This window comes from Geoalkalibacter ferrihydriticus DSM 17813 (assembly GCF_000820505.1).
Classification (GTDB): domain Bacteria; phylum Desulfobacterota; class Desulfuromonadia; order Desulfuromonadales; family Geoalkalibacteraceae; genus Geoalkalibacter; species Geoalkalibacter ferrihydriticus.
In genome coordinates this window covers 838,849-862,217 of record NZ_JWJD01000001.1, presented here as the reverse complement: position 1 = coordinate 862,217, position 23,369 = coordinate 838,849, and the positions used below count along the sequence as shown (strand labels likewise).

General features: G+C 59.8%; 24 protein-coding genes. 16 read left to right on the top strand and 8 right to left on the bottom strand.

Annotated elements, in window-relative coordinates; genetic code table 11:
• The first annotated feature begins 31 nt into the window (after positions 1-31).
• The 5 genes from GFER_RS04095 (at position 32) to GFER_RS04075 (ending at position 6,997) form a co-directional block, all read left to right on the top strand.
• The gene (locus tag GFER_RS04095; protein ID WP_040096301.1) at positions 32-991 is read left to right on the top strand and encodes a SurA N-terminal domain-containing protein; all 960 of its coding nucleotides are present in this window, start codon (positions 32-34) and stop codon (positions 989-991) included.
• Positions 992-1,021: 30 nt separating this feature from the next.
• Entirely contained in the window at positions 1,022-2,026 is a 1,005-nt protein-coding gene (gene pdxA, locus GFER_RS04090; protein ID WP_139172031.1) for a 4-hydroxythreonine-4-phosphate dehydrogenase PdxA, read from the top strand.
• Positions 2,023-3,423: a phosphoglucomutase/phosphomannomutase family protein gene (locus GFER_RS04085; RefSeq protein ID WP_040096298.1), complete on the top strand. Its 1,401-nt coding sequence runs from the start codon at positions 2,023-2,025 to the stop codon at positions 3,421-3,423. The genes pdxA and GFER_RS04085 overlap by 4 nt, the downstream gene beginning before the upstream one ends.
• Positions 3,416-6,271 (top strand): excinuclease ABC subunit UvrA, encoded by a 2,856-nt coding sequence (gene uvrA, locus GFER_RS04080; RefSeq protein WP_040096297.1) that lies wholly within the window; start codon positions 3,416-3,418, stop codon positions 6,269-6,271. The genes GFER_RS04085 and uvrA overlap by 8 nt, the downstream gene beginning before the upstream one ends.
• Before the next feature lie 321 nt (positions 6,272-6,592).
• A complete protein-coding gene (locus GFER_RS04075) occupies positions 6,593-6,997 on the top strand; it encodes a PEGA domain-containing protein (protein WP_040096296.1) in 405 nt (134 codons plus the stop codon).
• A gap of 55 nt (positions 6,998-7,052) precedes the next feature.
• Here GFER_RS04075 and GFER_RS04070 read toward each other — a convergent pair whose 3' ends face one another.
• A complete protein-coding gene (locus tag GFER_RS04070; protein ID WP_040096295.1) occupies positions 7,053-7,505 on the bottom strand; it encodes a hypothetical protein in 453 nt (150 codons plus the stop codon).
• Between the two features lie 155 nt (positions 7,506-7,660).
• Between GFER_RS04070 and GFER_RS04065 the strand changes: the two genes are divergently transcribed.
• From GFER_RS04065 to cls, 6 genes are all read left to right on the top strand, one after another.
• Positions 7,661-8,092 (top strand): ferritin-like domain-containing protein, encoded by a 432-nt coding sequence (locus tag GFER_RS04065; RefSeq protein WP_040096294.1) that lies wholly within the window; start codon positions 7,661-7,663, stop codon positions 8,090-8,092.
• A gap of 95 nt (positions 8,093-8,187) precedes the next feature.
• Positions 8,188-9,555, top strand: a complete 1,368-nt coding sequence (locus GFER_RS04060) for a TrkH family potassium uptake protein (RefSeq protein ID WP_040096293.1) — start codon at positions 8,188-8,190, stop codon at positions 9,553-9,555.
• An 18-nt stretch (positions 9,556-9,573) separates the two neighbouring features.
• On the top strand, positions 9,574-10,230 hold the full coding sequence (locus tag GFER_RS04055) for a potassium channel family protein (RefSeq protein WP_040096290.1): 657 nt from the start codon (positions 9,574-9,576) through the stop codon (positions 10,228-10,230).
• 116 nt (positions 10,231-10,346) lie between these two features.
• Positions 10,347-10,856, top strand: a complete 510-nt coding sequence (locus GFER_RS04050; RefSeq protein WP_040096287.1) for a rubrerythrin family protein — start codon at positions 10,347-10,349, stop codon at positions 10,854-10,856.
• A gap of 121 nt (positions 10,857-10,977) precedes the next feature.
• Entirely contained in the window at positions 10,978-11,310 is a 333-nt protein-coding gene (locus GFER_RS04045; RefSeq protein WP_040096284.1) for a hypothetical protein, read from the top strand.
• A gap of 198 nt (positions 11,311-11,508) precedes the next feature.
• Entirely contained in the window at positions 11,509-12,939 is a 1,431-nt protein-coding gene (gene cls, locus GFER_RS04040) for a cardiolipin synthase (protein WP_040096281.1), read from the top strand.
• 266 nt (positions 12,940-13,205) lie between these two features.
• Here the strand turns inward: cls and GFER_RS04035 are convergent, their stop codons facing one another.
• From GFER_RS04035 to GFER_RS04010, 6 genes are all read right to left on the bottom strand, one after another.
• Positions 13,206-13,631 carry a universal stress protein gene (locus tag GFER_RS04035; RefSeq protein ID WP_040096279.1) on the bottom strand — a complete coding sequence of 142 codons (426 nt, stop codon included), beginning with the start codon at positions 13,629-13,631 and terminating at the stop codon, positions 13,206-13,208.
• A 118-nt stretch (positions 13,632-13,749) separates the two neighbouring features.
• Entirely contained in the window at positions 13,750-15,045 is a 1,296-nt protein-coding gene (locus GFER_RS04030; protein WP_040096277.1) for a TRAP transporter large permease, read from the bottom strand.
• A gap of 6 nt (positions 15,046-15,051) precedes the next feature.
• Positions 15,052-15,549, bottom strand: coding sequence for a TRAP transporter small permease (locus GFER_RS04025; RefSeq protein WP_040096274.1), 498 nt, complete (start codon positions 15,547-15,549; stop codon positions 15,052-15,054).
• Positions 15,550-15,627: 78 nt separating this feature from the next.
• Entirely contained in the window at positions 15,628-16,671 is a 1,044-nt protein-coding gene (locus GFER_RS04020) for a TRAP transporter substrate-binding protein (RefSeq protein ID WP_040096272.1), read from the bottom strand.
• Positions 16,672-16,765: 94 nt separating this feature from the next.
• Positions 16,766-17,815: a TRAP transporter substrate-binding protein gene (locus tag GFER_RS04015; protein WP_040096269.1), complete on the bottom strand. Its 1,050-nt coding sequence runs from the start codon at positions 17,813-17,815 to the stop codon at positions 16,766-16,768.
• A gap of 231 nt (positions 17,816-18,046) precedes the next feature.
• Entirely contained in the window at positions 18,047-19,726 is a 1,680-nt protein-coding gene (locus GFER_RS04010; protein ID WP_040096267.1) for a methyl-accepting chemotaxis protein, read from the bottom strand.
• Positions 19,727-19,853: 127 nt separating this feature from the next.
• Here GFER_RS04010 and GFER_RS04005 point away from each other — a divergent pair, with 127 nt between their 5' ends.
• Genes GFER_RS04005 through GFER_RS04000 form a run of 3 tightly spaced genes read left to right on the top strand, consistent with a single transcriptional unit; the run spans position 19,854 to position 21,479 of the window.
• The gene (locus GFER_RS04005; protein ID WP_082047818.1) at positions 19,854-20,411 is read left to right on the top strand and encodes a TatD family hydrolase; all 558 of its coding nucleotides are present in this window, start codon (positions 19,854-19,856) and stop codon (positions 20,409-20,411) included.
• Entirely contained in the window at positions 20,360-20,662 is a 303-nt protein-coding gene (locus GFER_RS19570) for a TatD family hydrolase (RefSeq protein ID WP_082047816.1), read from the top strand. The genes GFER_RS04005 and GFER_RS19570 overlap by 52 nt, the downstream gene beginning before the upstream one ends.
• A 40-nt stretch (positions 20,663-20,702) precedes the next feature.
• Positions 20,703-21,479 (top strand): tRNA threonylcarbamoyladenosine dehydratase, encoded by a 777-nt coding sequence (locus GFER_RS04000; RefSeq protein ID WP_040096264.1) that lies wholly within the window; start codon positions 20,703-20,705, stop codon positions 21,477-21,479.
• 55 nt (positions 21,480-21,534) lie between these two features.
• On the opposite strand, the gene GFER_RS03995 is transcribed toward GFER_RS04000, so the two are convergent.
• Positions 21,535-21,753: a dodecin gene (locus GFER_RS03995; RefSeq protein WP_040096262.1), complete on the bottom strand. Its 219-nt coding sequence runs from the start codon at positions 21,751-21,753 to the stop codon at positions 21,535-21,537.
• A 199-nt stretch (positions 21,754-21,952) separates the two neighbouring features.
• On the opposite strand from GFER_RS03995, the gene GFER_RS03990 reads away from it, so the two are divergent.
• Together GFER_RS03990 and radC are read left to right on the top strand one after the other, a co-directional pair.
• Positions 21,953-22,432, top strand: coding sequence for a ferritin family protein (locus GFER_RS03990; protein WP_161807378.1), 480 nt, complete (start codon positions 21,953-21,955; stop codon positions 22,430-22,432).
• A gap of 216 nt (positions 22,433-22,648) precedes the next feature.
• On the top strand, positions 22,649-23,344 hold the full coding sequence (radC, locus tag GFER_RS03985) for a RadC family protein (RefSeq protein WP_040096257.1): 696 nt from the start codon (positions 22,649-22,651) through the stop codon (positions 23,342-23,344).
• The last annotated feature ends 25 nt before the right edge of the window (positions 23,345-23,369 follow it).

Here is a 23,369-nt window from a genome sequence, read left to right as displayed (position 1 = left end):
CAGCCGCGCAACCCTAGACTTGGAATCTAACATGAAGTACGCAATGGTTTTCCTGCTCACCGGCCTGCTGCTATGTGCCGGCAACGCCGCCGCTCAGGTCCTGACAAAAATCGCCGCGGTGGTCAACGAAGACATCATCACCACCTATCAACTTGAAAAAGAGTTGACTTCCTTGCTTGCCGCCGAAGCCCGCGGCCGCAACCTGCCTGCGGAAGAAATCCAGAAACTACGCGCGGAGGTTCTCGACGGGATGATCGATGAAGCCCTGGTCCTTCAGCGCGTAAAACAGACGGGCCTGTCCGTTTCCGATGCCGAACTCGAAGAGGCCATCAGCGATGTGCTGCGGCAGAACCAGATTACCCGGGAGCAATTGCAGCAAGCTCTCCAAGCTCAGGGTCTGAGCCTGGAAGGCTATCGCGAAAGACTGCGGCGGCAGATTCTGCGCTTTAAGCTTATCGGCCACGAGGTCCAAAGCAAAGTCGAGGTCAGCACCCAGGACGTCCGCGATTACTTTCGCGAGAACATCGACAATTATCGCGGCAACCCGACCCTCACTCTCTCTTATATCGCTTTTGCCATCCCCGGCGACGACCGTGTCTCAACCTCTGAGGTCAATGCGATCCGCGATCGCGCGCGGGAAGCGCTGGCCTTGCTGCGCAAAGGCGAAGACTTCACCTCCACCCTGTTTATCTTTGCCGATGACCCGGGGGTGCAGGGCGGGGAGCTGGGCACCTTTACCGAGGACGAACTCAGCGAGGCCTTCGCAAGCGCCGTTGCCGGCCTGGAAGGCGGAGAAGTCGCCGAGCTGATCGAAAACCCCGAAGGCTTCTACATTCTCAAAGTCGATTCGCGCAACCCCGGGCCGATCCGTCAGTTCGACACGGTCAAGGAAGAAATTCGCCAGAAGCTGCTTGAAGAAAACCGCGAGGAGCGCTTTCTCGAGTGGAGCGCCGGTCTGAAAAAGGATGCCTTCATCGACATCCGCATCTGAGCGGCGAGAGCCCGGATTGGACGGATCTCCATGATGCAACCCTTGCTCATTACCCAGGGCGATCCCACCGGGGTCGGCCCTGAAATCATCCTCAAGGCCCTGCTGGCCGGAACCTTCGATGCGTTGCGGCGACCCCTGGTGGTCGCCGGCGATGTCGCGATTCTGCGGCAAGCGGCCGCCATTTACGGCCAATCTTGCGAAATTGCCCCCGGCGAAGGCCTGGCCACCCACCGCCTGCGCCTGGGTGAGCGTGAGCTGGGCGTGGCGGCCCTCTCTAAGCTTGATCCCTTACGCCTGAAATACGGCGCCCCTGACGCAGCCTGCGGCCAGGCCATGCTCGATTACATCGAATGGGCCTGTGCGCGTTGCCTGGCCGGCGAAGCGGCAGGAATAATCACAGCCCCCATTAACAAGGCTGCGATTCGCGCCGCCGGCGGAGATTTTCCCGGCCATACCGAACTGCTCGCGGCACGCTGCGCGGTGGAAAAGGTCGTCATGATGCTTGCAGGCGAACGTCTGCGGGTGGCCCTGGTCACAACTCACCTGGCTCTGCGCGAAGTTCCCAGCGCCCTGACCACCGAGAGCCTTCTACAGACCCTGCGCATCACTCATGCCCACCTGCAACGCTTCTTTGCCCTGCCCAAGCCGCGCCTGGCAGTTCTCGCGCTCAATCCCCACGCTGGAGAATCCGGGCTGTTCGGCGACGAAGAAACGCGCATCATCGCTCCCGCCATCGCTGCGGCCCAAGCCGAGGGCCTTGCCGCCGACGGCCCCCACAGCGCCGACAGCCTGTTTCATTTTGCGAGCCAGGGCAGCCATGACGCGGTGATCTGCATGTACCACGACCAGGGTCTGATTCCTCTTAAGCTGCTGCACTTTGACGATGCCGTCAACCTCACCCTGGGGCTGCCCATCGTGCGTACCTCCGTCGATCACGGTACCGCCTACGACCTGGCCGGCAGCGGTCGTGCCAGCCATGCCAGCCTTGCGGCGGCAGTGCGCCTCGCAGCGCAGATGGCGGATCAGATCTCATGAGTGGCCCCACCTTCGGCACCGACGGCTGGCGTGGCATCATCGCGCGCGATTTCACCTTTGAGCGGGTGGTACAGGTCACCCGGGCCATCATCGCCTACCTTGAAGAGGAAAACCTTGCTGAACGCGGCTTGGTGGTGGGTTTCGACCGGCGGTTTCAATCCCGGGCGTTTGCCCTCGAGGTGGCCGAAACCGCGGCACAACGCGGACTCAAGGTGTGGCTTGCCGATCAGTTTCTGCCGAGTCCGGCCGTTTCCTGGGCGGTTCGCGAAAAACACGCGGGAGCGGGCATCATCATCACCGCCTCGCACAACCCCCCCCAATATAACGGCCTCAAGCTCAAAGAATATTTCGGCGGCAGCGCGCGTCCGGCAGTTACCGCGCGCATCGAAAAGCTGCTGTGCGGCCCCCTTGGCAACCGACGGCCCCTGTCGCCCGGCACCATCGAGACCTTTGACGGCCTCGCCGGGTACCGCCGCCAATTGCAACAGCTTGTCCCTCCCGCAGCGTTGCGCCGCGCACCTCGCAGGCTGGCCCTCGATGTGATGCATGGGGCCGCGGCCGGAGTTCTGGCACCGCTGCTCACCAGCGCCGGTTTTCAGGTTGTGGAATTGCGCGGCGATGAAAACCCGGCCTTCGACGGCCATGCGCCCAACCCCAGCGCCGACCATCTTGGTGAGCTGACGGCCCTGGTTCTCAGCGGCCAAGCGGCCCTCGGCCTGGCCACCGACGGTGACGGCGATCGGCTGGCGGCCGTGGACGAAAGGGGTCGCTATTGCGGCTCCCAGGAGCTTTTTCCCATTTTTCTGCGTCATCTCGTCGAGACACGCAAACAGCGCGGACGGGTGATCAAATCCGCCTCCACGACCCATCTCATCGATCGCATCTGCCACGCGCACAACCTGCCCCTGAGCGAAACAGCCATCGGCTTCAAGCACGCCTGTCAAGCGATTCTCGATGGTCAGGTGCTGATCGCCGGAGAGGAGAGCGGCGCGCCGGGCATTCCCTTTCATCTGCCCGACCGCGACGGCCAACTGGCCACCCTGCTGCTGCTCGAAGCCATGGGCGCGGGGAGCGGCACCCTGAGCGGACTCTGTGACAACCTGCAGGACCAATTCGGACCGCTGCACTATCGCCAGGAGAGCCTGGCGCTGCCCGCCATGAACTGCGCCGGCATGGGCCGGCGCATCACCGAACTCAATCCGCGCACTCTGTGTGGACGGCAGGTGCGCAGCACCAACCGCATCGACGGGATCAAGTGGTTGCTCGAGGGCGATGCCTGGCTGCTGATCCGCGTTTCCGGCACCGAACCCCTGGTGCGCCTCTACGCCGAGGCGCCGCTCGCCCAAACCGCCGAAGACCTCATCGCCCAGGGTAAGGCTCTCATCGAACATGAATAAATTCATCCGCATCCGCGGCGCCCGCGAGCACAATCTCAAAAATCTCGATGTCGACATCCCCCGTGACCAGTTGGTTGTTATCACCGGCGTCTCGGGTTCGGGAAAATCGAGTCTGGCCTTCGACACCATCTATGCCGAGGGACAGCGGCGCTACGTCGAGAGCCTCTCAGCCTACGCCCGCCAGTTTCTCGAACAGATGCAGAAGCCCGATGTCGAATCCATCGAGGGACTTTCTCCGGCTATCTCCATCGAGCAGCGAACGTCTTCGAAAAATCCGCGCTCGACGGTCGGCACGGTCACGGAAATCTATGACTACCTGCGGCTGCTGTTCGCGCGCGCCGGCACCGTACACTGCCCGGACTGCGGACGCGAGATTGCGGCGCAAACCGTGCAGCAGATGGTCGACCAGATTCTTGCCTGGCCCGAAAAAACCCGCTTGCTGCTACTTGCACCCATCGTGCGCGGGCGCAAGGGCGAATACCGCAAGGAACTCAAGCAACTGCTCGCCGAGGGTTTCGTGCGCATCCGCATCGACGGCGAAATGTTCGAGCTGAGCGAACCCATCGTTCTCGACAAGAACAAGCAGCACACCCTGGAAGTGGTGGTTGATCGCCTGGTGATCAAGGACGGCATCGCTTCCCGTCTGGCGGACTCCCTGGAAACCGCTCTGAAGCTGGCCGACGGCCTGGTGCGGGTGGAAATCCCACCTAGCGGGGCGCCGCATGAAGCCTCCCTGCCCGCGCCTCTGCCCCAACAATCCATGCTCTTTTCCGCCCGTCACGCGTGCATCGAGTGCGGGGTCTCGCTGCCCGAAATCACACCGCGCATGTTTTCTTTCAACAATCCCCACGGCGCCTGTTCCGAATGCGCCGGCCTGGGCACACGCAATTACTTCGACCCCGAACTGGTGGTACCCAATCCCGAACTGTCCCTGCGCGAAGGGGCCATCATTCCTTGGGAAACGCGCACCGGGGTCTACTACCAGCAGCTTCTTGAAGCGCTCTCCGAGCACTTTTCCTTCTCCGTCACCACGCCCTTTGCCCAACTGCCCGAGGCTCTGCGCCAGGTGCTGCTGTACGGCTCGGGGGAAGAAAAAGTCCGTTTCTTCTTCGACCAGGGCGGCCGACGCCATTTTTATGAAAAACCCTTCGAGGGCGTCATTCCCCATCTGCAGCGCCGCTATCGGGAATCGGATTCGGAAACCGTGCGCGAGAGCCTTGAGCGCTTCATGAACCGCATGCCCTGCCCGAGCTGCCGGGGCGCGCGGCTGCGCCCCGAAGCCCTGTGCGTGACCATCGGCGGGAAAAACATCCGCGAACTCTGCGCGCTCTCCATCGCCGCGGCTGAACCCTTTTTCGCCGAACTGGAACTGCCGGCGCAAAAAGCAGAAATCGCCCGCCGAGTCCTCAAGGAAATCCGCGCGCGCCTGTCCTTTCTTGCCCATGTGGGCCTTGATTACCTCAGTCTGGATCGCAGCGCCGCCACGCTTTCCGGCGGCGAAGGCCAGCGCATCCGCTTGGCCACTCAGATCGGTTCGTCCCTCACCGGGGTGCTCTACATTCTCGATGAACCGAGCATCGGTTTGCACCAGCGCGACAACCGGCGCCTGCTCGACACCCTCAAGAAGCTGCGCGATCTGGGCAACACGGTGCTGGTCGTGGAGCACGACGAGGAAACCATCCTCGAAGCCGACTACATTCTGGATCTGGGGCCGGGAGCCGGAGTGCATGGCGGCGAGATCGTGGCCAGCGGCAGCCCCCGTGAAATTCTCGCCGATCCCGCCTCACTCACCGGGCGCTATCTCAGCGGCGCGTTGCGGATACCCGTCCCGTCCGGGCGCCGCACCGGCCAGCGTTTTCTCACCATCAAAGGGGCCGCGGCCAACAACCTGCGCGACATCGACGTGCAGATTCCCCTGGGTGTTTTCACTTGCGTCACCGGAGTTTCCGGCTCGGGAAAATCGACCCTGGTTATCGACACCCTGTTTCGCGCCCTCGGCCAGCGCCTCTACCGCAGCAAGGAAAAATCCGGAAAAGTCGCTGAACTTCTCGGGCTCGAACACCTCGACAAGGTCATCGACATCGACCAGTCCCCCATCGGCCGCACGCCGCGCAGCAATCCCGCCACCTACACCGGGGTGTTCAGCGACATCCGCGATCTCTTCGCGCAATTGCCCGAGGCCAAGATGCGCGGCTACAAACCGGGGCGCTTTTCCTTCAATGTCAAGGGCGGACGCTGCGAAGCCTGCCAGGGCGACGGCATCCTCAAGATCGAAATGCATTTTCTGCCCGACGTTTACGTCACCTGCGAGGTGTGCCGCGGCGCGCGCTACAACCGCGAAACCCTGGAAATCAAATACAAAGGCAAAAGCATCGCCGAGGTACTCGACCTGACCGTCAACCAGGCGGCGGCCTTTCTCGAAAACATTCCGCGCATCCGCACCAAGCTCGAGACCCTGCGTGAGGTCGGCATCGGCTACATCAAGCTCGGGCAGAGCGCCACGACCCTCTCGGGCGGCGAAGCGCAGCGCATCAAGCTGGCCAAAGAGTTGAGTCGCCGCGCCACCGGGCGCACCATTTACATTCTCGACGAGCCGACCACCGGCCTGCATTTTGCCGACATACAGAAACTGCTCGACGTTCTGCAACGCCTGGTCGATGCCGGCAACACGGTGGTGGTCATCGAACACAATCTCGATGTCATCAAAACCGCCGACCACGTCATCGACCTCGGCCCCGAAGGCGGCAGCCGCGGCGGCGAGCTGGTCGCCTGCGGCACACCGGAGGAAGTGGCGCGTCATTCGCGTTCGCATACCGGCCGTTACCTGCGCGCCTATCTGAATCTTTAGCCCGCGACTGCAACTGTGGCAACCACAGTACAGCCCCTGCTGGAAGCTGTGGCATATTCGCCGCCATTTTTCCAGGCCCCCCGACCAAATCTTGTCACTCTTCCTCAGCCCGCGGCCATCAAGTTATTTTCTCCACCTTTTTTTCTTTCAGACAACTGCCTGGAATGTCTGAACAACTCAAGATGGCGGCGGTTGTCGCGAAAGTTTTTTCAGTGCCCCATCGCGCTGGGCACAATCCCTGCAGAACTTTCTCACACCCGGCTCAATATGAGCGACTTTGCCTTTTGCCCCATTTCCCCCAGCCGCCCGAGGTTTTGCCTGATGAAGAAATGTATCGCCATCATCTTCCTGGTGCTCTTCACGTCGGCCTGTGCCAAACAGCAGGCGCTGTTTATCTCCGAGCCCGAAGGAGCAGTCGTTTTCATCGACGGACAAAAGATCGGCGTCACGCCTTGTACTTACACCTACAGCCTGAGCGCCGGCCAGCGCCTGGAGGTAAGTCTGGAAAAGGCGGGCTATCAAGAGATAAACTACCGGGTGAAAACCGACGAGGTCGATGGGCGTGAACGCGCCAAATGGATGGCCGCTGGCGTGGTGTGGAGCCCCTTATGGCTGGGCACGTTATTTACCAAAAAGCTCAAGGATTCCTACGAAATCGTCATGCAGGAGGAAACCGCCACCCTCACCGCGGGCGGCAGTCTCCCGGGAGACAGTCCGCGCTTCTGAGCGCCCCATCTCCGTTCAGCTCCCAAGGCAGGCCGTCAAGGCCTGCCTTTTTTGTTCAGAGCGGAATGACCTGATGAATCTGGCGGGAGTTGATAATGTAATGGGTATTGCCCGAGGAGAGGGGAAAAAATGCCGGGGCGCTGTTGAGAAAATCCTTGATGCGGTTCTTGTCTTCAGGCATTTCCAGCGTAATATTCCCCTCCAGGGTTTCGCCGCCGAAGAAAACCAGGCGCGCCCCGACCTCTTCGCCCAGGGGCGCAGACTCCGGTTGGGCCTGAGGAACGTGGCGCACATGGCTGATGGCTTCGCGATTGATCAGCCGCAGCGTTCCGGCGCGATCACGAAAAGGCAGAAACCGCTCGACTTCGCGCAGCAACTCCAACAATGTCTGGCGGCCACTGTGGCCGTAGGCGAAGGCGCTCAGGAACACCACTCCTTCAAGCACCACCCCGTCGACCAGAAACAAGACGACGTCTTTTTCGATTTTTTCCAGACGATATTCGCTCATGCAGGATCTCCCTAGACGGCTGAGTTCGTGGCATCTTCGACAAAAATGATTCTAATCCTTTTCCCTCCATCCGGCAAGCACAGCGCCCACTTAGCGCGAGCACTCGTGCTTTTTTTGCAACGAAAGGGTATAATTACAGCTTTAGGGAGAATGCGGTGAACCTCACTCTGGATGAATTTATCACGCTGCTCAACCGTGATCTGCGGTTGGAATATCTGGCCGTCATTCAATACTCTCAGCACTTCGGCATGCTCCAGCCCCAGGCGCCGAATCTTGGGGAAAGCCTCAAAGACCTGGCCGGCGAGGAGTTGGCACACGCCCTGATCCTCGCAGAACAAATTCGCCGTCTGGGTGGCGTACCCGATGTGCGCACGCCCGGCGCCCGCACCGGCAGCGATGCATGCACCCTGATTTCCCAAGACCAGCGGGGAGAAAAGGACGCCATCAGCCGCTATCGTCAACGCATCGCCCAGGCCGAAAAGTTGGGGCGTGAGCCCCTGGCCCATATCCTGCGCACCATTCTCGCCGCTGAGGAGCGCCACCTCGAAATTCTCGAGGGCTTGAAAAAGAGCGTCGCCGCCCGCTGATTTTTTCCTTGCATCTCCATCCCCGGAAGGGCTAAGGATATGTCGAAACAACCAGCGCGCGCTCCCGCTCTCCATCTTGAATCGCGAACCCGATTATGAAGCTCAGCGCCTTGCGGCGTCGCGAACTCTCTCCCGGCACCGCCCTGATTCTTTACTACCTGACGGCCATTGCCCTGGGCACAGTGTTGCTGGCGCTGCCCGCCGCCTCACGCGGCGCGCCCTTGTCACTGCTTGATGCCCTGTTCACCGCCACCTCGGCCCAATGCGTCACCGGGTTGGTCGTTGTCGACACCGGCAGCGACCTTTCCCTGTTCGGGCAACTGGTGGTGCTGGTGCTGATTCAGATCGGCGGCCTGGGAATCATGACGTTCTCAGTATTACTGTTTATCTACCTCGGCCGGCGCGTCAGTATGCGTGGACGCTGGATCATTCATGAGACCCTGATACATACGCCCGTCGCCTCGCTGCGCGACTTGCTCGGCACGATCCTAATCTTTACCCTGTTCATCGAACTTGCAGGGACCGTGCTGCTCGCCCTGGTCTTCGTGCCCGAGATGGGCTGGGGACAAGGGATCTATCATGCCGTGTTTCATGCCGTATCCGCCTTCTGCAACGCCGGCTTTGCCCTGTTTCCCGACAGCCTTGAAAGCTATGCGGCCCATCCCCTGACCAATCTGACGGTCATGCTCCTGATCACCCTGGGGGGCTTGGGCTTTCTGGTGGTTTGCGAACTTTTTAATTGGGTGCGGAATCGTCGCAGCCGGCGGCGCCTGTCCCTGCACAGCCGCCTGGTGCTGTGGACCAGCGCCATCTTGACCCTGGGCGGCGCTTTGATGATTTTTCTTCTCGAGTCGGGCAACTCGCTGCACGGCCGCACAGCGCTCGAGGGTCTCTGGGTTGCCGTTTTCCAATCGGTAACGGCCCGCACCGCTGGGTTCAATACCTTTGACCTGAGCCTGTTTCATCCAGCGACCCTGATGCTGATGCTGTTTCTCATGCTCATCGGAGCCTCGCCCGGCTCCTGCGGTGGCGGCCTCAAAACCACAAGCATTGCGGTACTGTTCGCCGCTCTCTTAAGTCGACTGCGCGGCTCACCCCATACCAGCATTCTGCATCGCACCATCCCCGAGGAGCAGGTGACCAAAACACTGTCGCTGGTGCTGCTCGCCCTAGTGCTGCTCGGCACCTCGATCTTCTTTCTGCTGGCGGTGCAGATGCCGACTCAGCCTTTAATCGCCCACGAAGAGAGTTTTCTCCTCTATGTCTTCGAGGCGGTCTCGGCGTTTGCCACCGTGGGGCTGTCGCTGGGCGCAACCGCAGAGCTCGGCGATGCGGGCAAATTGATCATTATCGTCCTCATGTTCGTGGGCCGCGTCGGCCTGCTCACCGTTGCCTTCGCCATCGTGCGCCGCAGACGGCAAAAGCCCTTGCGCTACGGCGAGGAGAACATCATGATCGGTTAAAACCAGAAGGAACGATTTATGAAACGCAAACGCTTCGGGGTCATCGGACTCGGCAACTTTGGTCACCATGTGGCCCGCGCTCTCTACGAGGAGGGTCATGAAGTGGTGGCTGTCGACCTCGACCAAGACAGGATTCAACGCATTCAGGAACATTGCACCTTTGCGCTGATGGCCGATGCCGCAGACCGCGAATTTCTGCGCAGCCAGGGATTTGCAGAAATGGATGGCGTGGTGGTATCCACCGGCGAGCGCTCGCACCTGGCCACCCTCATTACCCTCTATCTCAAGGAACTCAAGGTAGGCAACATCCTGGTCAAGGCTATCAGCGAAGACCATGGCCGGATTCTCGAAAAAATTGGGGCCGACGAGATTATCTTTCCAGAAAAAGACATGGCGCGCAAAATCGCCCGCAATCTTTCTATGCCCAACATCCTGGAATTTCTTCCCATGGGCGAGGGCTATTCCATTACCGAAGCGGGGCCGCCGGCCGCCTTTATCGGCAAAACCCTCGCCGAACTTGATCTGCGTCGACGCTTGCAAATCACCGTCATCGGCATTCGCGATGTACTCACCGACAAGTTCACCCTGCTGCCACTTCCCGATCAGGTTATCAAGGACAGTGACCTGCTGGTGTTTATCGGCCGTTCGCAGGACATCGAGAGGATTCTGAAGTAAGCGATGGCGATTGACAAGCGCGCCCCAATGGCTACAATGGGTGCGTTGACGCCGCCTGGCCCCACCACGGCGACCTTAAGACAATAAGACAATTCGCAACGGAAGGATGCATTACCATGGCTGAGCTTGCCGGAAGCAAGACCGAAAAAAATCTAAAGGAAGCCTTTGCCGGGGAATCCCAGGCCAACCGGACCTACCTGGCCTTTGCCAAAAAAGCCGACCAGGAAGGCCATCCCCAGGTCGCCAAGCTCTTTCGCGCCGCCGCGGCCGCCGAAACCGTCCATGCCCACGCTCATCTGCGTGCCCTCAAGGGTATCGGCACCACCGCCGACAATCTGCGTGAAGCAGTCAGCGGAGAAACCCACGAGTTCATGGAAATGTATCCGCAGATGATCACCGAGGCGGAAGAGGAAGGCCTCACCGAAGCCCTGCGCAGCTTCAAGTTCGCCAATACCGTCGAGAAGGTTCACGCCAACCTCTACCAAAAGGCCCTCGACAATCTGGGCAAGAACGCGGCCGTTGATTACTATGTCTGCCAAGTCTGCGGTCACACTCTCGAGGCGGAACCGACCGGACCCTGCGAAGTATGCGGCGCCGGCAAAAACGCTTTTGAGAAAATCGACTGAGCCTTAAACAAAGTACATCCCGAACCGGGTCCCGGTGGGACCCGGTTTTTTTTTCGGGTCTCGGCGACCCCGCAGGTCGAATTGCCTGAGGAAACGACTGTCTCCCACGAGGTGCCTGATCATGGAAAAATGTCCCGTCTGCAAGGAACCGAAAAAAGGCAAATACTGGTGCAGCGCCTGCAAGGCGGTTTTCGTCTGCCCCAACCCCAACTGCGAAGCCAAAATCACCAGTCGCGGCATCGAGACCTGCCCGCTTTGCGGTCTGCTGTTTCTCGATTACATCGACAAGCGCAAGATGTACCGCATTTGCCCCAAATGCAAAAAACGCCAGGGACTTTCAGAAATCCAGTGCAAGCATTGTAAATATTTTTTTCAATGCCCCACCTGCGGTCACCGTGTCCCCTCGACCAGCATGCTGACCTGTCCGCGCTGCGCCACCAACCTGCGACGATAAAAAAAGCGGCTCAGCTGCAACGTCCGAGAGTGCCGCCGCCCCCTGCGGTGCATACTGAGCAGGTTCAAAAAAATAAGTGGACGCAGGCGTTTGCTCTGGTAACATTGAAAAACTTTATTTTAGTGTTTTAACCATCTCTCGACCAAGCCGGGCCCCGCCGATGGGGCCCGGTGAAGTTTCCATACGATAGGGGGCCCGGTGCTGAACACGCTGATCTGGTTCGCGATAACCGCCTTCGGGGTTCTCAGCGCCGGCCACGCCCTACTCAACAAACTCGACCCCCGCGCGGCCCTGGGCTGGATCGTCGCTTGCCTGGCGCTACCTGTCATCGGCCCACTTTCATACTGGTTTTTCGGCGTCAATCGTATCCGCATCCGTGCGCGGGACTGGCAGAACCGTGGCGAGGGCATGCCCTGGGTCGAGCCGGAAGTTTGTTCCTGGTCCGCTGACTTTTCCGCCAGCCTGCCCTTTCGTCAGGAAAATTTCTCCGCGCTGCTGAGCCTCTCCGACCACGTCACCCGCCGCCCCCTGATCCCCGGAAACCGCATCAGAGCACTGCACAACGGCGAGCAGGCCTATCCCGCCATGCTTGAAGCCATTCGCGGGGCGCAGGAAACGGTCCACCTGACCACCTACATTTTTGAATCCAATCAGAGCGGCCGTGAGTTCATCGCCGCCCTCAGTGAAGCCGCCGATCGCGGTGTCGAGGTGCGGGTGTTGGTTGACGCCCTCGGCGAGCTTTATACCTACCCCGCCGCCCGCAGCCTGCTGCGCGGCTCCAAGGTGCGTGTGGCGCGATTTCTGCCACCGTCGCTCTCGGGACGCGGGATCTATTTCAATCTCCGCAACCATCGAAAAATTCTGGTCGTCGATGATCGCCTGGGCTTTACCGGCGGCATGAACATCGGCGATCGATACCTGGCCGCCCGCCAGGAGAATTCGCAGCGCGTGATTGATGTTCATTTCAAGGTCGAGGGGCCGGTGGTCGCCCACCTGCAGGAAGCCTTCATGGAAGACTGGGGGTTCTGTACCAAGGAACGTCTGTTCATGAGAAGCCTGCCGCAGCCCCTCGAAGACGGTGACGCCTTCTCTCGGGGCATCAGTTCGGGCCCCAACGAAGACTACGAAATGCTGCATTGGATCATCGTCGGCGCGCTGAACAGCGCGCGCAAGCGTCTATGCATCATGACTCCCTACTTCATTCCCAATCGCGCCCTCATTTCCGCCATTAACGCCGCCGGGCTGCGTGGAGTGCAGGTCGATATCCTGCTACCGAGCAAAAACAACCTGCCCTTTGTCGCCTGGGCCTCCGAGGCCTATTTCTGGGAACTGGTACGCTACGGGATCAACATCTACCTGATGCCGCCGCCCTTTGTGCATAGCAAGCTGCTGCTGGTCGACGACGAGTACGCCCTGGTCGGCTCGGCCAACATCGACCCGCGCAGCATCCGCCTCAACTTCGAATTCAATCTGGAAATCTACAGCCGCTCCCTGGTCGCCGACCTCGTCGCCCACTGCAACGAGGTCATCCGCCATTCCCACCGCCTGAGCATCGCCGAAGTTGACAGCCGCAGCCTGCCGCGACGCCTGAGCACCTGCTTTTTCAAACTGTTCTCGCCCTATCTATGACAAAGGCGGCCTCCCGGCCGCCCCAATTTTCATTCATCAGATTTTCGTTCTTTTGCCTTCCCCACGGGAGGCTTGCAACTGTCCGCGATTCAGGTCGATACGCCAAGGCGCGGCAGCACCCAGCGGTTCACAACGAACCAGACAGCGACAATAGCCAGGATAATCCACACATCACTCATCGGTTCCCCCTTTCTCTTATCATGCGAATATATCAATACCTACATGATTAGTCAAGGAGCGTACCTCCATGTGCCGCATGGCCCCTGTCACACCAGCAGCACCGGGCACTTGACGCGGTGCACCACATAGTTGGCCACGGCGCCGAAGAGCACATCGCGGATCTCCCCCATGTGGCTGCGACCGATGACCAGCAGCTGGAAATTCTCGCCGTCGGCGATGCGCGGAATCACTTCGCGCGGGTTGCCGACTTCAAGACGCGGCGTCACCCTGAGGCCGGCGGCGAGGAAAGGCTCCATCAATTTATGCAGCAGCTGCTCACCGGCGGCCTGCGCGCGCTCCTTGACCATGCTCATCTGGAAATCGGGAATCATGCGGTAGGCCAGCTTGTCGATATTGACCACGTGCAACAGGGTCAGAGGCACGGAGAAACGTTCGCGGTTGGCCAGCACGAATTCAACGGTGCGGCGCGAGGTTTCGCCATCGTCGAGGGGCAGAAGAATTTTAATTTCCATCGATATCCTCCCGTGACACATGCAAAAAAACCGCCTTCACCGCAGAGGTCGCGAAGAACGATGAGAAAATCCGTAAAAAAACCCTCAGCGGACTCGGCGTTCTCTGCGGTGAAAAAAGCTAGCCGCCGTGGCCGTAGAACAGGCGCGGCAGAAACAACGCCAGGTCGGGCCAGAAGGTCAGCAGCAACAGAATCGCAATTTGAATCAGGATAAAAGGCAGCACCGCCCGCGAGACGTAAAGCACGCCCTTGTCGACCATGGCCCCGGAGATATACAAGCTCACCCCCAGGGGCGGCGTGCAGTAGCCGATGCCCAGGTTGATGGTCATGATCAGACCGAAATGCAGGGTGTCGACCTCGAACTGCGACAGCAGGGGCAGAAAAATAGGAGTAAGAATCAAAGTGGCGGAAATGATGTCCATAAACATGCCGATGACCAGCAGCAGGATGTTTACCGCCAGCAGAAACACCCACTGGGATTGGATGTTGGACACCACCGCGTCGGCGATCTGGCCGGGAATCTGCTCAAAGGCCAGGTACTCCCCGAACACCGAGGCGCCGGCGACAATGATCAGCAGGGTCGACGAGGTCACGGCCGAGGACACCACGACTTTCTTGACGTCGCGCACTTTCATGTCGCGATGAATCACCAGTTCGACGAAAAAAGCGTAGAAGCAAGCGACCACCGCCGCTTCGTTGGCGGTGAAAAAACCTGAGTAGATGCCGCCGAAAATCAGCACCGGCAGCAGCAGCGCCCAGATGCTCTCGCGCAGCACCGCGGCGACCTCGCGCAGCGTAGGTCGCGGCTGACAGGGCACCCCCTGCTTGCGACACACGAAATAAGCATAGAGCGACATGGCGGCCATGATCAGAATGCCGGGGATGAAGCCGGTGAGAAACAGCGCCTCCAGGGAATCGTTGGTCACCATGGCGTAGAGGATCATGGCGATGGAGGGCGGGATGATCACCCCGAGAATCGGGGCGGTGGTCATGACCCCGACGCTGAAGCGCTCCTGGTAGCCGTGCTGGACCAGAGCCGGAATCATGAAACCGCCGATGGCGACCACGGTGGCGACGGTTGAACCGGAGATGGCGCCGAAAAAACCGCAGGCGAGAATGCCGGCCATGGCCAGCCCGCCGGGCAGAAATCCAACCAGAACATTGGCGGTCTTGACCAGCTTTTGCACGATGGTGCCGGTGGTCATGATGTTGCCGCACAGCACGAAGAACAACACGACGATCAGGGCGAACTTGTCCATGCTGCGATAGAGCACTTCGACCACGATCAGCGGGTCGATGCCGGCCACCACGCTTAAACCGAAAAGGCCCGTAAAAAACAGAGCCATGAACACGGGGACGGTCGCGGCCAGGGAGCCGAGCAGCAGAGCGAGAATAATGAGATGAGAAGCTTCCATGCGCGCTTATTCCCTCGCGGGGCCTCCCTGCCAGTCCTCAACCATGACGATGAGGCTGCGCACGAATATCATGACCCCGACCACGGGTAGCACGGCGTAGAATTTCCATTCGGCGATCTGCAGGGTGGAGGTGCGGGCGAAGGTGTCATGGTAGGCCATAAGAGTCATCTGCCAGCCGAGCCATACCATGATGCCGGCGAAAAACAGCGCAGCCAGGTGGCTGAGCAGTGTCAAACCACGCTTGAGCACCGGGAACAGCTGCGGCAGAGCGTCGACACGTATCAGGGAGCGACTGCGAATCGCTGCGGCAGCGCCGACGTAGGTGGTGAAAAAAATGACCTTACGCACCACCTCGTCGGACCAGTAAAGACTTATGGGAGTAAATTTGCGTAGGAACACGTTGGCGAGGGCAACGATCAAGGCCGTCATGACGGCGATGAACAAGCTCCACTCCTCGATGAAGGCCAGGGTCTTGTCAATAGCTCGGGCGGATTTCTTCCACATGATTTTCGCAAAAAAGGGCCGGTCGCCGCAAGCGGCCGGCCTGGGTTGATTAAGAGGTCAAAATGCACAGACGCGCGATCAGGGCTCCAGGGTAGCGCGGACCTTGTCCAGATAATCGGGGCCGATGCGCGCCCCCCAGCGCTCGAAAACCGGAGCGGCCATCTCGATCAACTTTTCACGCTCTTCGTCGGACAATGAATAAAACGCGACCCCCGCGGCCTTGGCCGCGGCGATTTGCTCATCGTGCTGGCGGCGGGTGGCGACGCGAGATTTTGCGCTCTCCTCGGCGATGGTGTCCAGAAGGATTTCCTGCAGATCGGCGGGCAGGCGATCGAACCAGCGCTTGTTGACGAGATGCACAAACAGGCCTTGCGCATAGTTGATCTCGGTGAAGGATTTGGCGATATCGAACTTTTTCGTCAGGTTGCAGACGATGGGGGTATGGTCCAGGCCGTTGATTACACCGGTCTGCAGGGCCTGGGGCACATCGGGCCAGGGCATGACCGTGAATCTCAGCCCCCAGGCGCGATAAATGTCGGTATTGACCGGCGCTTCGGCGATACGAAAGTTGACTCGCGCCGCCTCTTCGAGATTGCGCACCGGGGTGGTGGTCGCCCAGCCGTAGGGACCGTAGCCGGTGATGTCGGCCACCATGATGCCCTGGCGCAGGGCGCTGTCGCGGAACGGCTCCCAAAGTTCGGGCGTCTCGCGAAACCTATCGAGCTTGTCGAAGGTATCGACCACAAAGGGCAGATTGACCACTCCGAGCTGATCGGAGAGATTGGCCGCGGCCACCGATGAACTCATCATACCCTGCACGGCGCCCAGGCGCAGTTTCTGCAGCACGTCGCGTTCGCCGCCGAGTTGCGCCAGGGGGCGAAAATCAACATACAGGCGCCCTTCGGAGCGCTCCCACACCTTGTCACGAATGCGATAGCCGACACCGATGCCGTCGATACCGGGATGCGACACATTGGAAAGGATGTAGGTGTATTGCGCCCCCGAGGGATCAAAAGCCGGACGCCAGGCCGAAAGCGGATCACTGGTTTCTTGCGCCGAAACCGTCGCCGCCCCCGTGACCATTATCAAAAAAACCAAAATTGCTGACGAAATCTTTTTCACCGCGAAACTCCTTCCCAAGGGTTGTTTACCTGCCGCGGCAGGACGCCAACAGCATAAAACAAACCCCGTTTTAAAAAAAGCCTTTTCTTGAGATTTACTCGTCGGCAAGCTGGGTGCGCACCCGGTGCAGATACTCAGGACCGATACGCTCGGCCCAGCGCTCATAGACCGGCTCAGCCAGTGTGCGCAGCCGCTCGCGGTCCGCGGCGGGCAGTTCGAGAAAGGTGACGCCGGCCGCGCGCGCCTTGGCGATTTCCGCTTCGTGCTGGGTACGCCCGCGCTCGCGGGCCACAGCGCTTTCCTCCTCGATGGTGGTCAGGAGAATCTCGCGCAAATCGGCGGGCAGGCGCTCGAGCCAGCGCCGGTTGATCATGTGGATATACAGTCCCTGAGCATAGTCCAGGGGAGTGAAATAGCGTGCCACGTCGAACTTGCGGGTGATGCTGCAAACAATAGGGGTATGATCGAGGCCGCTGATCACCCCGGTTTGCAGGGCCTGGTGCACATCGGGCCAGGGCATGACCGTGAATCTCAGGCCCCAGGCACGGTACAGGTCGGTGTTCACGGGGGCTTCGGCAATGCGGAAGTTGATGCGTGCTGCGTCCTCAAGACTGGCAACGGGCGTGGTCGTGGCCCAGCCGTAACCGCCGTAGGTGGTAAAATCCACCACGGTCACTCCCTGGGCGTGGGGCGCGGCGGCGAACGCGTCGAACAACTCGGGCGTGTTGCGGAAAGTTTCGAGCTTTTCGAAAGAATCGACGACAAAGGGCAGATTGACGATGCCGAGGCGCGGGCTGAGATTGGCCGCGGCCACCGAGGAGCACATCATGCCGTGGATGGCGCCGAGGCGCAATTTCTGCAGCACGTCACGCTCCCCACCGAGCTGGGCCAGGGGGCGAAAATCCACGTAGAGGCGTCCCTCGGAGCGCTCCCACACCTTGTCGCGAATACGGTAGCCGACGGCAATCCCTTCGATGGCGGGATGATCGATGTTAGACAGCAGGTAAGTGAATTGTGCGCCGCTGGGATCAAAAGCGGGTCGCCAGGATTCGAGGGGATCGTCCTGCGCGTGAACGCTGGCAGCCAGAAAAATGAGCAGGGACGCCAACAGGGCCAGGCCCAAGGCCGCGGATTTTTTCGCCATGATCAGCTCCTTTGCCGGATGGTTGCATGACAGGAGTGGTGAGGACAGGGGAATCGTCGGAATTTCAAGAAAAAAACATAATCCTGAACGCAGGCGGGGTCAAGGCAATTCGCACGTCGGGCCCTTGCCGGGGAGAAGACATAAAGATATGTTGTTTTTTGAATGTTGCTCAGGAGGAGTCTATGACCATCAATCGTTTCTTGCGGCTCATCGCCGGTTTTTTTGTGATGCTCAGCGTCGAAAATCCTCGGCCAGATCCCGTAAATCATCCGTCAGACGCTCCATTTCGGCGACGTCACGGATGATTTCTTCGGCCTTTTCGGCGTTGGTGCGCAGGCGTTTCTCCGATTTGGCGAAATGGTTCGAGACCCGCTTGGACGCGTCCATCTGAAAGCGCGTCGCCTCGGTGACGGCGCGTACCTGGGTCTCGCGCTCGTTGAGGCTGCGGTCGAATTCATGGTTGGCGCGCACCTGTTCCTCCATGCCCCTGACCATCTGGTCTGAACCGCTCTTCATCTGCGCGACCCCTTCCTGGATGCGCGACAGATCCTTTTGCTGCGCCTGCATTGCGCCGGTAATCGACTTCACCGCATTGAGACTTCCGCCGGCTTGCTCGAGCAAGCTTTGCGCCCGGCCACTCTGCTCACCGGTCAGGCGCGCGATCTGCTCCGAGGCATCGGCGGCCTCCACGGCGCTGGCCACAATCTTGTGCAGCGCCTCGCCGGTTGACAGAGAGAGTTTCTTGCCGGTTGCTATGCGCTTGGCGGTGGCTTCGACGGCGCCAGTCACCTCGCGGGTATCCACGGAGATCTTCTTGACGATGTGATGGATGTCTTGGGCGCTGGCGGTGGTGCGGTCGGCCAGATCGCGGATTTCCTCAGCGACAACCGAAAAACCCTTGCCCTCTTCGCCCGCCTTGGCGGCGATGATGGCGGCATTGAAGGCGAGAAGCTCCGTATCGCCGACCAACTCCCTAATCACCTCGATGATCTTGGTAACTTCGCCGGTCTGCGCCGACAACCGCTTCATGGCCTCGGTGGCCCGATGGCTTTCTTCCTCAATGCGCTCCATCTCGTCGATGGAGCTTTTTACCACCTCGAGGCCGTTAGTTGCATCGCGCTTAACGCGCTCTGAAGCTTCGGCGCTGGATGAAGCTCCCCAGCGGATTTTCTCCAAGGAGTCCCCAATGGTGTCGAGGTCGCGGGTTGTGCCTTCCACCGCCTGAATCACTTCATCGGCCTGGCGACGCACTTTTTCGACGCTTGCGGTCATCTGCTCGGCGATGCGCGAGGTTTCCAGGAATTTGCCGCGGGTGCGACTCATGGCACCGGCCATCTCTTCCAGGGATGCGGACAGCTCACGAGAAATCGAGGCTTCTTCCTGCGAACGGAAACTGAGACTTTCGAGTTGCTCCATGACTTCGCGCTGTTTCTCCTCCATGGCTGCGACATCCTTGCCGGTGACCAGCGCCGCCGCCAGACCCTCGCGCGCCCGGTCGGCCAGATAACGGATGGCGTCGGAAAAGGAATGAAATTTCGGCAATAAATCGTCGATGGCGCCATAGGTGCCGTCAACCAACTCCCGCACCCGCCCCACGGCAGCTTCCATTGCCTGCATGAGCCCCTCGACGCTCTCCTCCGAGACATCCATCTTTCCCGAAAGCCCTTGCAGCAACTGCAACTGAATCCGCAACTGCTTTTTCAGAGTGGCGCGCACATAAAAAAAGCTCAAGGCGCCGACGGCATAGCCCATGGCCAGACAAATCAGCCAGAAATTCAGGCTTAACACCTGCGCACCCAGCAGAGGCCACACCAGGGGGGGGAAAATCAGACCGGCACCCAAGCCGGTCAGATGGGTGAAAAGAAAAACCTTTTTGAGATAACTGAGATCCTGCGGCGTACTGGCGGTCATGGGAGTATCCCTGGAGATCAGTGGTTGGCTTGAATTAATTATCAAGTTTTTTTAACATATTTGCCTAGTCTGCGCAAGGACCAAGTGTGCCGAGGCCGCTTTCCAGCGCCTGAACAAGCGTGCTAGGATGAGAGCCATGAAAAAACTGGACCCGTACCTGTTCGATACCCATGTCCACCTCGACCGGGCACCCCTTTCGGAGCGATTGAAACCTGAAATCGAAGCCGCCCGGGCCGCGGGCGTCGGTCAGTTTCTGGTTCCCGGTGTCGCCCCGACGGCATGGGCGGGGCTTATGGAGACGGTCGCGACAATCCCTGGAGCCCTGGCCGCGCCAGGCGTCCATCCCCAGGCAGCCGCAAACTGGAATGCACAAACCCAAAGCGCCCTGGAGGCACTGCTGCACAAACCCGCAGTGGTCGCGGTGGGAGAAATCGGCCTGGACTCTCTGCTGCCCGCCCCCGGTGCGCAAGTACAGGAAGCAGCGCTGCGTGGGCAATTGCGCCTGGCGCGCGAAGCCGAGCTGCCGGTCCTGATCCATTGCCGCAAGGCCATGGGCCGCTTGCTGGAAATTCTGCGTGAAGAACAGGCGCACCAGGTGGGCGGCATTCTGCACGCCTATGCAGGCAGTATCGAATCTGCCTTGCAGGCCGTGGATCTCGGNAATTCCACCATCAGGCGATTCTGAGCGTCTTCCAACTGCCGCGAAGTGCGCCCGAGGTCCTCAAGGCGCTGCCGGCCGAATGGATCGTGCTTGAAACCGACGCCCCGGACATCGCTCCCCATCCCCATCGCGGAGAAAGCAACCGGCCCGAATGGCTGAGCCTGATCGCCGCAGAAGTCGCCCGTATCCGCAACTGGAGCCTCGCAGAAACCGCCCGCATCACCACACAAAACGCCCAGCGGATCCTGCACCGGCCCGAAAAAACTGACAACTGAAAAGGGACAAAGCGATAAGGGACAAAGGACAATTTACCCCATGGACAACAAACTCGATCAGCACCGCTTCTCACGCATGCAGCTTCTCGTCGGTCGCGACGGTCTTTCGCGCCTTAGCGAGGCCTCGGTGGCAGTCTTCGGCATCGGCGGAGTCGGCGGTTATGCCGCCGAAGCGTTGGCGCGCTCCGGCGTCGGCCGCCTGACCCTCATCGATTTCGACGAGATCTGCCTGACCAACGTCAATCGCCAGATTCATGCCCTCGACGGCACCATCGGCAAACCCAAGGTGCAGGTTATGGCCGAACGCTGCCGCGCGATCAATCCGCACATCGCCGTCGAGCCCCTGCAGGCATTCTATGAAGCCGGCGCAAGCGAAGATCTGCTCGCCCGCGGCTACGATCATGTACTCGACTGCATCGATCACATCACCGCCAAACTGCACCTCATCCAGCGTTGCCACGAATTGGGCCTGCCGATTATCGCCTCCATGGGTGCCGCCAACAAACTCGACCCGACACAGATCAAGGTTGCCGACCTCTTTCACACACAAAAATGCCGCCTCGCGCGTATTTTACGTAAGAACCTGCGCAAGCGCGGCATTTCCAAGGGCGTCAAAGTGGTCTACTCGACGGAAGAGTACCGTCCACTGAGCCAGGAAACCGTGGTGTGCGCGCAAAACTGTATCTGCCCCAACCAGCAAGATCAGCGTTGGAGCTGCACCGACCGCCGCGTAATCCTCGGTAGTTCTTCCTACATTCCACCCATCTTCGGCCTGACCATGGCCGGCGAGGTCATCCGCACGCTGCTCGGCGACTAAAAAGGGGACAGGCTGGTTTTTTAAAGGGAAAAACCGGCCTGTCCCCTTTTATTGCCTACTTTAGCTCGAAGGAGACCTTGATGACCACTTGATATTCGGCGACCTTGCCTTCGGGCCCCACATGGCCGCGCACTTCCTGAACCTCGAACCAGGAGATGCCCTCCAGGGACTGACTGGCGCGACTCACTGCGGCCTGAACCGCACCCTCGATGCTTTGGGACGAAATTCCGATGACTTCGATCTTTTTGTAGATGCGGTCCTCTCCGTAGGTCATGACGGCCTCCTTGCGGTTGGTTGTCTTCCCAAAGCTTAACAACCCCGACGATTCTGTAAAGCAAATCACTCACTTAAAAGGACGGGTTGATTGACAGCCACCCTCAGCATCAGTTAAGATCGCACTGTATACGGTGTCTGAAGATGGGCACCGCAATCTATTCTGGAGGAGGGCACCACCGATGCCGCAGGAATTCAACATGAAAGAAGCGATCAAGACCGCTGTTCAAACCGAAAAGGACGTGATGGATTTTTACAGCCGTGCCGCTCAAATCACCCAAAACGAGCGCGGCCGCAAAGTCTTTGAACAGCTCGCTAAAGAAGAAAAAGAACACTGCAGCCACTTTTTCAAAATTTATCCCGGCAACGACCTTGGGAGCTTCGAGCAATATATTCAGAGCCCGCCGCGCAAAGAATCGGCCATGCTCCGCAACCTGGAGAAGGCCCTCGACGAAAACGTGCATGAGCGTCGTGCCATGGAAATCGCCCTCAAGGAAGAGGAAGATCTCGCCCGCGTCCTTGAAGGCACAGCCACCAACATCATTGACCCGGCGGTGCGCACCGTTTTTGACCGCATGGCCAAGGAAACCCGCGATCATTTCGCCGTGATCGAATCCGAGTACGCTCGCCTCATGGGCATGGTTCACGAAACCGACATCGACACCTACGTGCGCGAATAGACGATATTTCCAGACCTTCGCCTTATAGGCTCAGAAAAAGACCGGCTGCGTGCAGCCGGTCTTTTTTTTGTACCTATCCAGATGCCACGCCCTGCGGTGCATGCTCGACACCTATCTTTTTCTTCAGGATTCTTGACGGATGACCCCGTCTCCTCTTTAATGAGCCTTTCCCCTTCAGGGGGTTTATCATGCCATGCACCACAGGAGGGAGACATCATGTCCGACACCAACCGCCGCATCAAAGATTGGCCCGAGGCCGAGCGCCCCAGGGAAAAGCTGCTCGATCGCGGCGCGGAGGCCTTGAGCGACGCGGAACTTCTCGCGCTGATTCTACGCACCGGCGATGCCGCCACCCGCACCAGCGCCCTGGATCACGCGCGCCTGCTACTTGCGCGCTTCGGCGGCCTGCGGCAACTGGCTGCGGCAACCATCGCCGAACTCTGTCAGATCAAGGGCATTGGTCCGGCCAAAGCTGCCGAATTGCAGGCGGTTTTTCAGATCGCGCGACGCTTTGCCGATGCGCGCCTGCGCCCCGGTGACCGCTTCACCAACTCCGAGGAGATTTTCCGCTCCTATCATGAGCGGCTGCGCGACCACAAACGCGAAGTCTTCTACACCCTGCTCCTCGACAGCAAAAACCGCCTGATCCGCGAAGTCCCCATTTCCGAAGGCAGCCTGAACGCCAGCATCGTGCATCCCCGTGAAGTCTTCTCTCCGGTCATCCGTGAATCGGCTTCAGCAGTGCTCTTCGTCCACAACCATCCTTCGGGAGATCCCACCCCCAGCCGTGAAGACCTGGACATCACCCGCCGCCTCAAGGAGGTCGGCGAGCTGGTCGGCGTGCGTGTTCTTGACCACATCGTGATCGGAAACGGCCGCTACGTCTCCTTCGCCGACCGCGGTTTGCTGTAACCCCTTAGTGCCCCGTGCGGCGAAT

Coding starts and splice junctions, on each gene's coding strand:
- GFER_RS04095 (WP_040096301.1), top strand. CDS start 32: ATGAAGTACGCAATGGTTTTCCTGCTCACCGGCCTGCTGCTATGTGCC.
- pdxA (WP_139172031.1), top strand. CDS start 1,022: ATGATGCAACCCTTGCTCATTACCCAGGGCGATCCCACCGGGGTCGGC.
- GFER_RS04085 (WP_040096298.1), top strand. CDS start 2,023: ATGAGTGGCCCCACCTTCGGCACCGACGGCTGGCGTGGCATCATCGCG.
- uvrA (WP_040096297.1), top strand. CDS start 3,416: ATGAATAAATTCATCCGCATCCGCGGCGCCCGCGAGCACAATCTCAAA.
- GFER_RS04075 (WP_040096296.1), top strand. CDS start 6,593: ATGAAGAAATGTATCGCCATCATCTTCCTGGTGCTCTTCACGTCGGCC.
- GFER_RS04070 (WP_040096295.1), bottom strand. CDS start 7,505: ATGAGCGAATATCGTCTGGAAAAAATCGAAAAAGACGTCGTCTTGTTT.
- GFER_RS04060 (WP_040096293.1), top strand. CDS start 8,188: ATGAAGCTCAGCGCCTTGCGGCGTCGCGAACTCTCTCCCGGCACCGCC.
- GFER_RS04055 (WP_040096290.1), top strand. CDS start 9,574: ATGAAACGCAAACGCTTCGGGGTCATCGGACTCGGCAACTTTGGTCAC.
- GFER_RS04050 (WP_040096287.1), top strand. CDS start 10,347: ATGGCTGAGCTTGCCGGAAGCAAGACCGAAAAAAATCTAAAGGAAGCC.
- GFER_RS04045 (WP_040096284.1), top strand. CDS start 10,978: ATGGAAAAATGTCCCGTCTGCAAGGAACCGAAAAAAGGCAAATACTGG.
- GFER_RS04035 (WP_040096279.1), bottom strand. CDS start 13,631: ATGGAAATTAAAATTCTTCTGCCCCTCGACGATGGCGAAACCTCGCGC.
- GFER_RS04030 (WP_040096277.1), bottom strand. CDS start 15,045: ATGGAAGCTTCTCATCTCATTATTCTCGCTCTGCTGCTCGGCTCCCTG.
- GFER_RS04025 (WP_040096274.1), bottom strand. CDS start 15,549: ATGTGGAAGAAATCCGCCCGAGCTATTGACAAGACCCTGGCCTTCATC.
- GFER_RS04015 (WP_040096269.1), bottom strand. CDS start 17,815: ATGGCGAAAAAATCCGCGGCCTTGGGCCTGGCCCTGTTGGCGTCCCTG.
- GFER_RS04010 (WP_040096267.1), bottom strand. CDS start 19,726: ATGACCGCCAGTACGCCGCAGGATCTCAGTTATCTCAAAAAGGTTTTT.
- GFER_RS04000 (WP_040096264.1), top strand. CDS start 20,703: ATGGACAACAAACTCGATCAGCACCGCTTCTCACGCATGCAGCTTCTC.
- GFER_RS03995 (WP_040096262.1), bottom strand. CDS start 21,753: ATGACCTACGGAGAGGACCGCATCTACAAAAAGATCGAAGTCATCGGA.
- GFER_RS03990 (WP_161807378.1), top strand. CDS start 21,953: ATGAAAGAAGCGATCAAGACCGCTGTTCAAACCGAAAAGGACGTGATG.
- radC (WP_040096257.1), top strand. CDS start 22,649: ATGTCCGACACCAACCGCCGCATCAAAGATTGGCCCGAGGCCGAGCGC.